At 71.3% G+C, this 13,370-nt stretch carries 13 protein-coding genes and 2 rRNA genes; 3 read left to right on the top strand and 12 right to left on the bottom strand.

All coding sequences use genetic code 11. The features are described from left to right. Positions 1-287: 287 nt before the first annotated feature. The gene (locus AB0F01_RS05610; protein ID WP_362090279.1) at positions 288-566 is read right to left on the bottom strand and encodes a glutaredoxin family protein; all 279 of its coding nucleotides are present in this window, start codon (positions 564-566) and stop codon (positions 288-290) included. A 96-nt stretch (positions 567-662) separates the two neighbouring features. On the opposite strand from AB0F01_RS05610, the gene AB0F01_RS05605 reads away from it, so the two are divergent. The 3 genes from AB0F01_RS05605 (at position 663) to AB0F01_RS05595 (ending at position 4,313) form a co-directional block, all read left to right on the top strand. After that, positions 663-1,574 (top strand): HAD-IB family hydrolase, encoded by a 912-nt coding sequence (locus AB0F01_RS05605; protein WP_362090277.1) that lies wholly within the window; start codon positions 663-665, stop codon positions 1,572-1,574. 432 nt (positions 1,575-2,006) lie between these two features. Further along, positions 2,007-2,837 (top strand): ECF subfamily RNA polymerase sigma factor, BldN family, encoded by an 831-nt coding sequence (locus AB0F01_RS05600; RefSeq protein WP_362090275.1) that lies wholly within the window; start codon positions 2,007-2,009, stop codon positions 2,835-2,837. Between the two features lie 234 nt (positions 2,838-3,071). Beyond that, positions 3,072-4,313 carry a DUF5667 domain-containing protein gene (locus AB0F01_RS05595; protein ID WP_362090273.1) on the top strand — a complete coding sequence of 414 codons (1,242 nt, stop codon included), beginning with the start codon at positions 3,072-3,074 and terminating at the stop codon, positions 4,311-4,313. Positions 4,314-4,511: 198 nt separating this feature from the next. Here AB0F01_RS05595 and AB0F01_RS05590 read toward each other — a convergent pair whose 3' ends face one another. The 11 genes from AB0F01_RS05590 to AB0F01_RS05540 form a co-directional block, all read right to left on the bottom strand. After that, on the bottom strand, positions 4,512-5,591 hold the full coding sequence (locus AB0F01_RS05590; protein ID WP_362090271.1) for a lysophospholipid acyltransferase family protein: 1,080 nt from the start codon (positions 5,589-5,591) through the stop codon (positions 4,512-4,514). A 14-nt stretch (positions 5,592-5,605) separates the two neighbouring features. Continuing rightward, positions 5,606-6,667 carry an NAD-dependent epimerase/dehydratase family protein gene (locus tag AB0F01_RS05585; RefSeq protein WP_362090269.1) on the bottom strand — a complete coding sequence of 354 codons (1,062 nt, stop codon included), beginning with the start codon at positions 6,665-6,667 and terminating at the stop codon, positions 5,606-5,608. A 366-nt stretch (positions 6,668-7,033) separates the two neighbouring features. Next, positions 7,034-7,132, bottom strand: coding sequence for an AURKAIP1/COX24 domain-containing protein (locus AB0F01_RS05580; protein WP_003948845.1), 99 nt, complete (start codon positions 7,130-7,132; stop codon positions 7,034-7,036). Positions 7,133-7,287: 155 nt separating this feature from the next. Then, positions 7,288-7,500: a helix-turn-helix domain-containing protein gene (locus tag AB0F01_RS05575; protein WP_362090267.1), complete on the bottom strand. Its 213-nt coding sequence runs from the start codon at positions 7,498-7,500 to the stop codon at positions 7,288-7,290. Between the two features lie 129 nt (positions 7,501-7,629). Beyond that, positions 7,630-8,445: a phosphatase gene (locus AB0F01_RS05570; RefSeq protein WP_362090265.1), complete on the bottom strand. Its 816-nt coding sequence runs from the start codon at positions 8,443-8,445 to the stop codon at positions 7,630-7,632. Positions 8,446-8,705: 260 nt separating this feature from the next. Beyond that, positions 8,706-9,878 (bottom strand): acetoin utilization protein AcuC, encoded by a 1,173-nt coding sequence (locus tag AB0F01_RS05565; RefSeq protein WP_362090264.1) that lies wholly within the window; start codon positions 9,876-9,878, stop codon positions 8,706-8,708. After that, the gene (locus AB0F01_RS05560; RefSeq protein ID WP_362090262.1) at positions 9,829-11,226 is read right to left on the bottom strand and encodes an MFS transporter; all 1,398 of its coding nucleotides are present in this window, start codon (positions 11,224-11,226) and stop codon (positions 9,829-9,831) included. Before AB0F01_RS05560 ends, AB0F01_RS05565 begins: the two co-directional genes overlap by 50 nt. Before the next feature lie 156 nt (positions 11,227-11,382). After that, positions 11,383-12,237 carry a VC0807 family protein gene (locus AB0F01_RS05555; RefSeq protein WP_362092408.1) on the bottom strand — a complete coding sequence of 285 codons (855 nt, stop codon included), beginning with the start codon at positions 12,235-12,237 and terminating at the stop codon, positions 11,383-11,385. A 152-nt stretch (positions 12,238-12,389) separates the two neighbouring features. Then, entirely contained in the window at positions 12,390-13,034 is a 645-nt protein-coding gene (locus tag AB0F01_RS05550; protein WP_362090260.1) for an HAD family hydrolase, read from the bottom strand. Positions 13,035-13,094: 60 nt separating this feature from the next. Next, a 5S ribosomal RNA gene (rrf, locus tag AB0F01_RS05545) occupies positions 13,095-13,211 on the bottom strand. Between the two features lie 85 nt (positions 13,212-13,296). After that, a 23S ribosomal RNA gene (locus AB0F01_RS05540) occupies positions 13,297-13,370 on the bottom strand; the annotation flags it as partial.

The raw sequence follows: 13,370 nt of genomic DNA, 5'->3' as shown, positions 1-13,370 counted from the left end.
GCTCCTGCGGGTCGAGCGGGGCTTCAGGCGGTCATACGTCCCCGGACCGCCCCGTCGCATGCAGGCTATGCCTTTGTGAACGCGTGCACAAAGATGGTGTCCGATTTGCCCGGCCAACGTGACCGGGGTCACGCAACCACGGCGCATTCGCACGGAACCGGCACGTGAGCGCCGTCGCACCTTTGCTTCCGGGGGCAAAACAGCACACCTTCCTCTGTCTATCCCGCCCCCGAGACCCAGTCACCATCAATCCTAAGCGCATCTCCCCCACACTTTGGACTGATCAGTCAGTCGTTGAGCGCCTTACGAAGTCGGTCCTCGTCGACCCGCCAGAACGTGTGCTGCTCGCCGTCGACGAGAACGACGGGAATCTGCTCCCAGTACCGCTCGTACAGGTCCCGGTCCTCGGTGATGTCCCGCTGCTCCCAGCGGACGCCGAGTTCACCGCACACCTTCTCCACCACCACCTGCGCGTCGTCGCACAGGTGACAGCCGGGCTTGCGGATGAGCGTGACGAGACGGTCCTTGGGCGCCGTGCGGCGGAAGAGAGGGCTCATGCCGGCCATTGTCGCGCGCCGGTTCACGACACGGACCCGTCGAGTTCACGGCGTCCGCACCGTCGTGACTCCGGAACGGCCCGTCCGACTGGCTATGCTCACGCCATGGCCGCTCTTGGATGGCTCACCCCCCGTAGGCGCTCCGCCACGGCGCGGAGCGTGTTGGCAGGCGAGGCCTCGGCGGAGGCAGCCCGCAAGTCCACCCAGGACCTCGCCGAGCACGAACCCCCGTTCCCGGTGCACGGCGACGAGCGGGCCGCCGCGTTCTTCGACCTCGACAACACGGTCATGCAGGGCGCCGCCCTCTTCCACTTCGGCCGCGGCCTGTACAAGCGGAAGTTCTTCGAGACCCGCGAACTCGCGCGGTTCGCCTGGCAGCAGGCGTGGTTCCGGCTCGCCGGGGTGGAGGACCCCGAACACATGCAGGAGGCCCGCGACTCCGCGCTCTCCATCGTGCAGGGCCACCGCGTCAGCGAACTGCAGTCCATCGGCGAGGAGATCTACGACGAGTACATGGCCGAGCGGATCTGGCCCGGCACCCGGGCCCTGGCCCAGGCGCACCTCGACGCCGGCCAGCGGGTCTGGCTGGTCACGGCCGCGCCCGTGGAGATCGCCCAGGTCATCGCCCGACGGCTGGGACTGACCGGCGCCCTGGGCACCGTCGCCGAGTCCGTCGACGGCGTGTACACCGGCAAACTGGTCGGCGAACCGCTGCACGGCCCCGCGAAGGCGGAGGCGGTCCGCGCCCTCGCCCTCGCGGAGGGCCTGGACCTCTCGCGCTGCGCCGCGTACAGCGACTCGCACAACGACATCCCGATGCTGTCCCTGGTGGGCCACCCCTACGCCATCAACCCGGACGCGAAGCTGCGCAAGCACGCCCGGGAGAAGGACTGGCGGCTGCGGGACTACCGCACGGGCCGCAAGGCGGCCAAGGTCGGCATCCCCGCCGCGGCCGGTGTGGGAGCCGTGGCGGGCGGCACCGCGGCGGCCATCGCCCTGCACCGCCGCCGCCGCTGAATCGCCCTGCACCGCCGCCGCCATCGCCCGGCACCGCCGCCGCGCGGGGCGGTCAACCTGCTGACACGCCCGTTCACCGCCCCGCCCGTGACCGGCTCGGAACACGTTCCGCGCCCCGCCCGGAGTCCCGGCCAATCCAACTGCCGTACCCCGCAACCCGCCTGTCCAGTCGCGTTGGCTGCACACGGCCACAACTCGTACCGCACCGACCGTGAACTCGAAGCCAATCGGTCAATTTTCCGTCACTTTGCGGCACGAGAAGTCACATCAACCGGTTACCGAAGCGACGTAATCGACGATTTGAGCAACTGGGTGTAGCAGTGCCTGTACGAAGCGTTATTCTCCTCAGACGCAAACCGGCACCTTCCCGTCGCTACGACGGGTGAAAGGTTCCGACCTGCACGTGATGGAAGCTCTGCCTCTGGGAGTCCCGTGTACCCACACGTCGGGGTTGACGCCTCGGGCCTGGCTACGCTGCGCGCAGCGGTCGCAACGGCCCGGGACACGCTGCGCGGCTTTGTCCCCCCCGCGTACGCCGTCCCCGCATTCGCCACCGCACCCGTCGGACCGTGCTACGCCCTCGCCGACGGGATCGAGCGGGGACCGGCGCGCAGCGCCGTCGTCGAGGGGCGGCGGGCCGGCGACGGGCGGGCGGTCGCCCGACGGGGGCGCGCCTCGGGCTCCACCACCGTCCGCAGGCCCGCCGCGGACAGTGACAGCGCCCGGATGATGGACCTCGTCGAGCGGGCCCAGGCCGGCGAGGCCGAGGCCTTCGGACGCCTCTACGACCAGTACAGCGACACCGTGTACCGGTACATCTACTACCGGGTGGGAGGCAAGGCGACCGCCGAGGACCTCACCAGCGAGACCTTTCTGCGCGCCCTGCGCCGCATCGGCACCTTCACCTGGCAGGGCCGCGACTTCGGCGCCTGGCTGGTGACCATCGCCCGCAACCTGGTCGCCGACCACTTCAAGTCGAGCCGTTTCCGCCTGGAGGTCACCACCGGCGAGATGCTCGACGCCAACGAGGTCGAGCGGTCCCCCGAGGACTCCGTCCTGGAGTCCCTCTCCAACGCCGCGCTGCTCGAAGCGGTGCGCCGGCTCAACCCCCAGCAGCAGGAGTGCGTCACGCTCCGCTTCCTCCAGGGCCTCTCGGTGGCCGAGACCGCCCGGGTGATGGGCAAGAACGAAGGCGCGATCAAGACCCTCCAGTACCGGGCCGTGCGCACCCTGGCCCGGCTCCTCCCGGAAGACGCCCGCTGAGCGGCACACGCTCGGCGACATTCAACTCACGGTCAGTGAAAGTCCGTTGACTTCCTCATCCGATCCTTGTCCGTCCGTAACCGAAGTGCCGCGCCGCTCGTTGTGCGGGATGCAGGCTCCCTGTGGTCATCCCTCGGCCGACTCCGATCACCCGATCGTGTGGACGCGTCCGGGGGGTGGAACCCTCAGGACCCCCTGGGGAGTCGACCGTCATGACGAGAGGAGGTGCCGCCAGTGATCGCGAACGTATCGGCGCACCGGCGGGCGAACGCCTTCGCCCAGGCCCTGGAGGAGCAGTCCGATCGGGGCCCGGCGGCCGAGCAGTCCGAAGGACCCGCCCCGGCCACGGCGGAGCACGAGCAGACCCACCTGCTCGCGCTGGCCTCCGGGCTCGGCGCGCTGCCCCGGCCGGAGCTCGACCCCGAGGTCAAGGTCGTCCAACGGGCCCAGCTGGTGGCCGCGTTCGAGGCCATGCTCCAGGAAGGCACCGCCGCGGGCGAGGCGAGAGACACGGCCGTGCCCGAACAACTCTCGCGCAGGGCCAGGGGCGCCCACCGGGCGACCCCCCTGAGCAAACTCCGGCCCCGCTCCCGGCTGGCCAAGGGCCTCACCGCGGGCGGACTCAGCGTGGGCGTGGCCGCGGGCGCCCTCGGCGGAGTGGCCGCCGCCAGCTCCGACGCCCTGCCCGGCGACTCCCTCTACGGCCTGAAGCGGGGCATCGAGGACGTCAAACTCACCCTCGCCGACGGCAACGACGAGCGCGGCCGGGTCTACCTCGACCACGCCTCCACCCGGCTCTCCGAGGCCCGCCGGCTGATGGAACGCGGACGCAGCGGCCCCCTCGACCACGAATCCCTGGGCGAGATCCGCCGCGCACTCTCCGGCATGCGCCACGACGCCTCCGAGGGCCACCGGCTGCTGCGCGAGGCCTACCAGCGCCACCCGGACTCCCTCGGCCCCATGCAGGCGCTGTCGTCGTTCTCCCAGTCGCACCGCGACGTCTGGGGGAACCTGCGCGAACAGCTGCCCGTGCAGCTGGGCGACGTCAGCGAGCAGGTCTCGTCGGTGTTCGACGCCATAGACGAGGACGTCGCCCCGCTCCAGTCCCTCCTCCCCCAGCCCCCGGCCCGCGAGGGCGGCGACAGCGGGCGGAAGGGCAGCGGCGGTTCGACTCCGGGAGGACCGTCCGAGACCGGCCGTCCGCAGTCCCCCGGCGCGGACCACGGCGACCCCTCCGACCAGGACGGCGCCCAGAGCCAGGGCCCCAGCCGCTCCGCGGACTCCGGCTCCCAGGACGACGGCCTGCTCGGCGGCAACACCGGCGGTCTGCTCGACCCCCCGAAGGGCAGCGACACCAGCCCCTCCCTGCCGTCGACCGGCGACATCACCCCGCCCAGCAGGCCCGACGTCACCCTCCCGCCGCTCCTGCCCGGCCTGCTCCCGGGCCTGGGCATCGACGCCGAGGACGCGGACTGACGGTCCGTCCCGCCGGACACGCACCGGACACGCACCGGGCGCGACCGGGGACCCTCCACGGAGGGACACCCCGGCCGCGCCCGGCCGCACGCGCGGACGGCCGACGAAGGCCCCGCCGGACCCAAGCACCGGACCCGGTCCCGAGCACCGGACCCGGCGGCCTCCCACCGGACAAGCCCCGGAAGACAGTGACGCCTTCTAGAAGAACACCGACCGGCGCTGCACCAGCAGCTTGTACAGCGTGTGCTGGATCTGCTCCCGCACCTGATCGGTCAGGTTGAACATCAGCATCGGGTCCTCCGCCGCCTCCGGCGGATAGCCGTCCGTCGGGATCGGCTCCCCGAACTGGATCGTCCACTTCGTCGGCAGCGGCACCAGCCCGAGCGGCCCCAGCCACGGGAACGTCGGTGTCAGCGGGAAGTACGGGAAACCCAGCAGCCGCGCGACCGTCCGGGCGTTGCCGATCATCGGGTAGATCTCCTCGGCGCCCACGATGGAGCACGGGATGATCGGCGCCCCCGCCCGCAGCGCCGTGGAGACGAAACCGCCCCGGCCGAACCGCTGCAGCTTGTAACGGTCCGCGAAGGGCTTCCCGAGGCCCTTGAACCCCTCCGGCATCACCCCGACCACCTCGCCCTGCTCCAGCAGTCGGGCCGCGTCCTCCGCGCACGCCAGGGTGTGCCCCAGCTTGCGGGCCAGCTCGTTGACCACCGGCAGCATGAACACCAGGTCCGCCGCCAGCAGCCGCAGATGACGGCCGGCCGGATGGTTGTCGTGCACGGCGACCTGCATCATCAGGCCGTCCATCGGAAGCGTCCCGGAGTGGTTGGCGACGATCAGCGCCCCGCCCTCCGACGGGATGTTCTCGACGCCCTTCACCTCGACCCGGAAGTAGTTCTCGTAGACCGGCCGCAGCAGCGACATCAGGACCTGATCGGTCAGCTCCTCGTCGTAACCGAAGTCGTCGACCTCGTAGTCGCCCGTGAGCCGCCGCCGCAGGAAGGCCAGACCGCTCGCCAGACGCTGCTCCAGGCCGTCGGAACCACCTCCGTCCGCCCCGCTCTCCCCGCCCGCCCCGTCCCGCGCGGGCGGCTCCCCGGAGAGTCCGGCGTCGTCGTCCGGCGCGGAGGCGCGGCCGGGCAGCGGCTGGACCTCCCCCACCGCCGGGGACGGCGGGCCGGAGCGCCGGTTCCCCGCGCCCCGGCGGCGCGACGCACGCTGCCCGTTGGTCCCGCGGGAGCGGTCGTCGTCGAACGGAATGACCTTGGCGTCCGCCATCGTTGCTGCGCTCCTCAGTTGGCGCTCTGCTTCGGGGGGTGACCGCTGCCCGGCAGCGGCAGCGCGGCGATCCGGTCGACGGCCTCCGCGAGCGCTTCCGGCGGAAGCAGCCCCGGGCCGCGGCTGCGCACGAAGTCCGCGAACGTTTCTGCGGTCGTGTACTTCGGCGAGAAGCCCAACGTGTCACGCATCTGGTCCGTCGCCACCACCCGGCCGTGGGTCAGCAGCCGGATCTGCTCCGGCGAGAAGTCCGACATCCCCAGCGTACGCACCAGCGAACCCGCCCACGTGACGGCCGGCAGCAGCAGCGGCACGGTCGGCCGGCCGAGCCGCCGCGAACACTGGGAGAGCAGCAGCACCCCGTCCCCGGCGATGTTGAACGTGCCGCTGTTCAGCGTGCCCCGCCGCGCCTCGTGCGAGCCGATCCGCAGCACCTCGATCACGTCGTCCTCGTGCACGAACTGCAGCCGCGGGTCGTAGCCGAACACGGTCGGCAGCACCGGCAGCGAGAAGTACGAGGCGAGCGGGCTGTCCGCGGTGGGGCCCAGGATGTTGGCGAACCGCAGCACGCACACGGCGACGTCCGGCCGACGGCGCGCGAAGCCCCGCACGTACCCCTCGACCTCCACGGTGTCCTTGGCGAAGCCGCCGCTGGGCAGGGACTTGGGGGTGGTCGTCTCGGTGAACACCGCCGGGTCCCGGGGCGCGGAGCCGTAGACGTTGGTGCTCGACTTCACCACCAGGCGCGTGATGTTCGGGGACTTCTGGCAGGCACCGAGCAGCTGCATGGTGCCGATGACGTTGGTCTCCTTCAGCGACGTCCGACCGCCGCCGGCGAGCGGGGTGCCCGTCACGTCGAGGTGGACGACCGTGTCGGCGCCCGTCTCGGCGAGCACCCGCGCGATCGTCGGCTGCCGGATGTCCGCCTGCACGAAGTCGGCACCGCCGAGGTGGTGCTCGGGCGGGACCGCGTCCACGGCGACGACCCGCTCCACCTCCGGGTCACGCTGGATCCGCCGGACGAAACGGCCCCCCAACGGCCGGGCCACTCCGGTCACGAGCACGACCTTTCCCAAGATCCGCGCCTTCCTTCTCGCTCCGCCCTCGTCCTGACGGTCAACCTAGCGGGTCACCGTCGCTCTGGGGCGCCCGCCCGATACATGAAGTGACGACTACCCCCAAGGGGCGAACGGACCCGGCCATCCGCCCCCGGCGCCCGCCCAGCGCCCTCACGGCGCCCGCCCTGAGCACGGGCCTGCACGGCCTGCGTGACCCCCACGGACCTTCGGACGGCCACGGGCCTTCGGACGGCCACGGTCCTTCACGACGGCCACGGGGGCAGGGGACGCGGAGACGCGACAGGGCGCACGGCACGAAAGACAGTGGCCCCCCACCGCATCGACTGCGGTGGGGGGCCACTGATCACGCTCTCGCGCTGCCGCTTACTTCTTGTTGCGACGCTGAACGCGCGTGCGCTTGAGCAGCTTGCGGTGCTTCTTCTTGGCCATCCGCTTGCGCCGCTTCTTGATAACAGAGCCCACGACTACCCTCGCTCACTTCTCATCACTCGGTGTTTGGGCGCCATGGGCCCACACGACCTACGAGGGGCTAGCCTACCCGCCCGAGAGCTGAGGTCGTAATCGAAGGGGCGGGGAGATCCCCATGAGTGCCCTGTGCGGATCTCCCCGGCCTGCCGTCAGGCGGTGTCCACCCCCACATAACTCTCGCGGAGGTACTCGTGAACCGCTTGCTCGGGGACGCGGAACGACCGCCCCACCCGGATCGCGGGCAGATGACCGCTGTGCACCAGCCGGTACACGGTCATCTTCGACACCCTCATCACCTTGGCGACTTCCGCCACGGTAAGGAACTGAACCTCGTTCAGAGGCCTTTCGCCAGCTGCAGCCATGACACACCTGAACCTTCCGCACTCGACGGCCACCGGCTTCCCCTTCCGGTGACTCTTCGTCGCTGCGTGCTCACTCCCCAATGTAGGGGCGGGTGATGCGAGTGGGGAAGAGGTGGACGCATCCGCGGCCTACTGTGACAGACACGCCCGATCGAGTACGTAGCGGGCCAGTGGCAGGTAGTGATGACGCCGCGCACCGTCATCAAGTGGAACGACGACCGACACGCGCCCCTCTGCCTCCCCCACGAACGGCGCCGGGTCGTTGACATCGGCCAGTGCGAGCACCTCGAACCCCAGCTGACCTGCCCCGCAGGCCCAGCCGTGATCACCGATGACCACGTCCGGAAGGGGCTCGCCGGCCTCCGCGGCAGCCTCCAGCGCGGTCCGAACCGGCAGAGGGGAGTGGGTGTGCGCGCCGGGCTCACAACCGGAGCGTTCCGGGTCGGCCGCCCGGACCAGCCCGACTCCCCGGAGGTAGTGGAGGTTGTGGGTGCGTAGACCGAACCGGGTCGTTATGTCGACACAGCGACCCTGCGCCGGGGTGAGGACGGTACATCCCGCCGCCGACAGTGCGTCTGCGAGCCCGGCGTAGAAGCCCAGCAGCCGGTCCGGGTGTCCGGTGCCGAACAGCACCGGTGAACGGCGCCGGGCCACCGCCGCCAGCCGCTCCGCCCAGGCGTCCAGCGCGGCCAGCGTCCGGTCGGGATCGATCACATCATGGCCGGAGATGCACCGCGGGTCGGCCGAGACCCCGCACCTGTCCGCCATCAGCCCGATCAACTCGCGGGATCCCCACACGCCTTCGGGCTCGATCCCGATCAGCGCGCGCGGATCCCGGGCCGCGAACAGCCGGTAACTCCGCAGGCTCTCCTCACGCGTCGTGGCCACCGCACCGGCGAGCCGGGCAGCCAGCAGATGCGCGCGAAGGTCCGCGGGAGTCAGCACCCCGTGATGGTGCGCGACGGCGGCCCCGGACATCCGGGGAACCGGGAAACACCGCACAGTTGGCGTAACCCGTCAGGGCCCGACCGCTGAGGGCCCGACCGCTCAGGGCCCGACCACTCACGGCGTAACGGCCTCGGGGCATGACAGCCGGCGCGGGCGGCCGACGCGGGGGCCAGGACCGGCACCATGGCCCGCGTATGGCCGGACCAGGACCGTGCCCAGGACGATGACCAGGATCATGACCAGGACCGGCGGAAGGACTACGGAAGCAGGCCCCGCAGGGGGAACACCGCGCGGCGGGCGGACCGGATCGCCTGGTCCAGGCGGTCCGCCGGGTCGTAACCCGCCTCCCAAGAGGCCCACTCGACCGGCCACCGCCCGTCCGTCATGCGCTGCGGCCCCAGCTGCCGGGTCCGCGCGTACACCTCCTGGCGCCAGCCCTCGGGGATCACGGTCGCCGGGTCCACCGGCCGCTCGGCCGCGATCCCCACCAGGTGCGTCCACGACCGGGGCACGACCTCGACCACCGCGTAGCCGCCCCCGCCCAGCGCGACCCACCGCCCGTCGGCGTGCTCGTGCGCCAGGTCGTGGCAGGCCACCTGCACCGCCCGCTGCGCGTCCAGCGACACCGCCAAATGCGCCAGCGGGTCCTCGAAGTGGGTGTCGGCCCCGTGCTGCGTCACCAGCACCTGCGGCCGGAACTCCGCGAGCAGCTCGGGCACCACCGCGTGGAACGCCCGCAGCCACCCGGCGTCCCCGGTCCCGGCCGGCAGCGCGACGTTGACCGCGCTGCCCTCCGCACCCTCCGCGCCCGTCTCCTCCGGCCAGCCGGTCTGCGGGAACAGGGTGCGGGGGTGCTCGTGCAGGGAGATCGTCAGCACCCGCGGGTCCTCCCAGAACGCCGCCTGCACCCCGTCCCCGTGGTGCACGTCCACGTCGACGTACGCCACCCGTTCCGCGCCCAGTTCCAGCAGCCGCGCGATGGCCAGCGAGGCGTCGTTGTAGACGCAGAAGCCGGAGGCACCGCCCGGCATCGCGTGGTGCAGCCCGCCCGCGAAGTTGACCGCGTGCAGCGCCTCCCCGCGCCACACCGCCTCCGCCGCCCCCACCGACTGTCCCGCGATCAGCGCGGACACCTCGTGCATCCCGGCGAACGCGGGATCGTCGACCGTGCCCAGCCCGTAGGCCAGGTCCGCCGCGTGCGGGTCGGCCGACGCGGCCTTCACCGCCGCGATGTAGTCCTCCCGGTGGACCAGGCGCAGCGTCGACTCACCGGCCGCCTTGGCGGCGACGACGTCCACCTCCCGGTCGAGTCCGAGGGCGCCCACCAGACTCCGGGTCAGCGCCAGCCGCACCGGGTCCATCGGATGCTCCCGGCCGAAGTCATAGCCCGTTACTGCTTCGTCCCACATCAGCTGTGTGCGGCCGCTCATGCCCGCCACCGTATCGGTCCGGCCGTGGCGCGAACGACCTGGCGTACACGAGCGTCACCAGCATCAGGACCATCGGGACCAGCATCGCCCCCCGGTAGCTCCACGCGTCCCCCAGCGCTCCGACCAACGGCGACCCGATCAGGAAACCGACGTAGTTGAAGACGTTCAGCCGCGCGACGGCCGCGTCCGAAGCGCCCGGGAACAGCCGGCCCGCCGCCGCGAACGTCTGCGGCACCAGCACGCACAGGCCGAGCCCCAGCAGCGTGAAGCCCAGCATCCCCGCCCAGGCCCCCGGCGCCCCCGCCACCACGGCGAACCCGCCCGCCGCCACCAGCGCCCCGGCCCGCACCACCGCCACGGCACCGAACCGCCGCACCCCGAAGTCGCCGAGCGTCCGCCCCAGCAGCGTGGTGACCATGTAGACGTTGTAGGGCACGGTCGCCGTCTGCTCCGAACTGCCCAGCACGTCCTGGAGGTACTTCGCGCTCCAGTTGGAGACCGTCGAGTCCCCGATGTACGCCACCGTCATCACCAGGCACAACGGGAGCAGCATCCGGAACGCGACGGCCCCGCCGGGACGCGCGGCCTCGTCGCCGCAGGTGCTGGGGTCGCGGCCGGCACTGGGGTCGCCGCCGGCACTGGGGTCGCCGCCGGCACGGGTGGCGCGGTCGGCACGGGTGGCGCGGCCGTGGTCCTCCGGTTCCGCGTCCGCCGCCCGTCCGCCCCCGATGCCTTCGGGGACCGCCGCCCGGGCCGCCCCGCCGACCTTGGCCGCTCCACCTGCCCCGGAGTCCCCGTCGACGAACCAACGGCTTCCCACCAACGCCGCCGGCATCAGCACCAGCACCACCGGCAGGTACGACACCCACAGCGCCAGCTGCCCGTGCGCCCCCACCCACGCGAGCGACGCCCCGACGATCCCGCCGAGGCTGTAGGCCGCGTGGAAACTCAGCATGATGCTGCGCCCGTACGCCCGCTGGAGACTCACACCGAGCATGTTCATCGAGGCGTCCAGCGCGCCCACCGCCAGGCCGAAGACGGCCAGCGAGACCGCCAGGAAGGCCATGTCCCGCCCCGCGCCCACACCCAGCAGCGCGAGCAGCACCACGGGCTGCGACCACCGCAGCACACCGCTCGGACGCACCCTCCGCACCAGCCGCTCGGTCGCCACGCTCCCGATCCCGGCCAGGATCGGCACCGCGGCGAGGAAGACCGGCAGCAGCGCGTCGGAGACCCCGTACCGGTCCTGGATCGCCGGGATGCGCGTCACGAGGAGGGCGAACGCGACCCCCTGCACGAGAAAGCTGAACGCCAGCGAGGCCCTGCCGCGCCGCAGCACATCGGTCATGGCGGCGAGCGTAGGGCCCCGGGGTACCGGTGGGTAGATCCGGCCAAAGGTGAATTCCCTTCAGCTCCGCGGGAGTTCGCCTGAGGCCGAGGGATCGGCTTGGCGGGAGTTCCGCTGAGGCGGAAAGGTCAGCTCCGCAGGAGTCCGGTTGAGTGGTCAGCTCCGCAGGAGTCCGGCTGAGGCCGAGGGCCGGGCGGACGCTTCCACGGTCCCGTGTCCATCGCCGAACGCCACGTCGGCGGTGAGGGCGGTACCGGACCGGGTCGGGCCGTCGGCGGCACGGGCGCCCTCGAACCGGCCGTCCTCGGACCGGACGCCCTCGGACGGGACGCCCTCGGACCGGGCCGACGGTCCGCAGCCCTTCACCTCCGCGGCGATCATCGCCGCCATGGGGCCCGCGCCGAGCGCCCCGCTGACCAGGAACGTGCCGCTCATCGTCACGATCATCAGCACGACTCCGAGCCACACCATGGTGTCCACGGGCACCGTGTACGCCAGCACGACCCGCACCACGCACTCCCCGAGCAGAGCCACGCCCCACACCACGGAGAACCGCCGCTCGGCCCGCCGGAACGCCTCCGACCCGTCCGACAGGCGCGTCCAGGCGGCCTCCCGGTCCGCCCGCCCGCGGGTCAGCCACGGCTTCATGGCCGCCGTCATCATCGGCCGGCCGGCCATCACGGACGCCAGCACCCCGATGCCGATCACACTCCCGATGGCCCCGTCCTTGGCCAGCATCAGCCGGGCGTCACCGGTGACGAAGCCGGCCGCCAGGGAGGCCACGTTCACGAAGAGGATGAGGGCGGCGAAGGCGTTGAGTGTCCGGTCCACCACCGCGCTCCACACCGTCCGGACGGCCGGCAGGACACTGCTCCAGGCGAGAGCACCGACGGTGCCCATCCCGAAGCCGTTCTTCAGGAGGTAGTAGGTCCCCACCGGTACCGCCACGTCCAGGACGATCGGCAGGAAGGTCCGTCGCTTGCTGCTAGGAGTCACCGCGTTCACCGTCATGCCACCCAGCGTCGCCGTCAGCACCCGGCCCACAGTAGAAACGAACGTCCGCACCTCGGCATGACAATTGTCAACACGCACGGTGTCCCCCGGTCACCCTGCGGGAACACCCGGCAGCTCACACGGCAGCTCACGCGAGGCCCCGGAGTGGGTCACATCAGCAGGTCGGGCAGTTCCCGGAGGTCGGCGAAGAGGTGCTTCGCACCCGTGAGCCTCTCGGCCGGGGTCATCGCGGTGAACCCGTACACGTCCATCCCCGCCGCCAGCGCCGCCCGGACGCCCAAGGGACTGTCCTCGACGACCACACAGCGCTCGGGCGCCACCCCCATCCGCTCCGCCGCGTGGAGGAACAGATCCGGTGCCGGCTTGCCCCGGCCGACGTCCTGCGAGCTGAAGACACGCTCGTCCGTGAACCACCGGTCGAGCCCTGTCGTCCGGTGTCCGACGCGGATCCGCTCGTGGCTCCCGGAGGACGCCACGCAGTACGGCACCGCGTCCGCGGCCAGCTTCTCCAGGACCTCGACGACACCGGGTACGGGCTGCAACTCCCGCTCGAACGCGGCGAAGACCCGGCCGTGGAACACGTCGTCGAAGTCGTCCGGCAGCCGCTGTCCCGTCCGCTCCTCGACGAGGTCGTGCACCCGATGCATGGCGGAGCCCATGTAGTCGCGGATGGAGTCCTCGTACGTGGTGGGGTGGCCGAGCTCGGTGAGGTATCCGGCCAGCAGCCGGTTCGAGATCGGCTCACTGTCGACGAGGACACCGTCGTTGTCGAAGATGACGAGGTCATAGCGCATGCCTCGACCCTAGACGCAGAAAACCCCGCACCGGAATGGTGCGGGGTTTTCCCACTATTTGTTCGGCGGCGTCCTACTCTCCCACAGGGTCCCCCCTGCAGTACCATCGGCGCTGTAAGGCTTAGCTTCCGGGTTCGGAATGTAACCGGGCGTTTCCCCTACGCTATGACCACCGAAACACTATGAAACACTCAACCGCACCACGCACGGACGCATGGGGTTGTTCGTGGTTTCAGAACCAACACAGTGGACGCGAGCAACTGAGGACAAGCCCTCGGCCTATTAGTACCGGTCAACTCCACACGTTACCGTGCTTCCATATCCGGCCTATCAACC

Source organism: Streptomyces sp. NPDC029526, from assembly GCF_040637405.1.
Lineage (GTDB): Bacteria > Actinomycetota > Actinomycetes > Streptomycetales > Streptomycetaceae > Streptomyces.
This window is presented reverse-complemented; position numbering and strand designations above follow the sequence as displayed.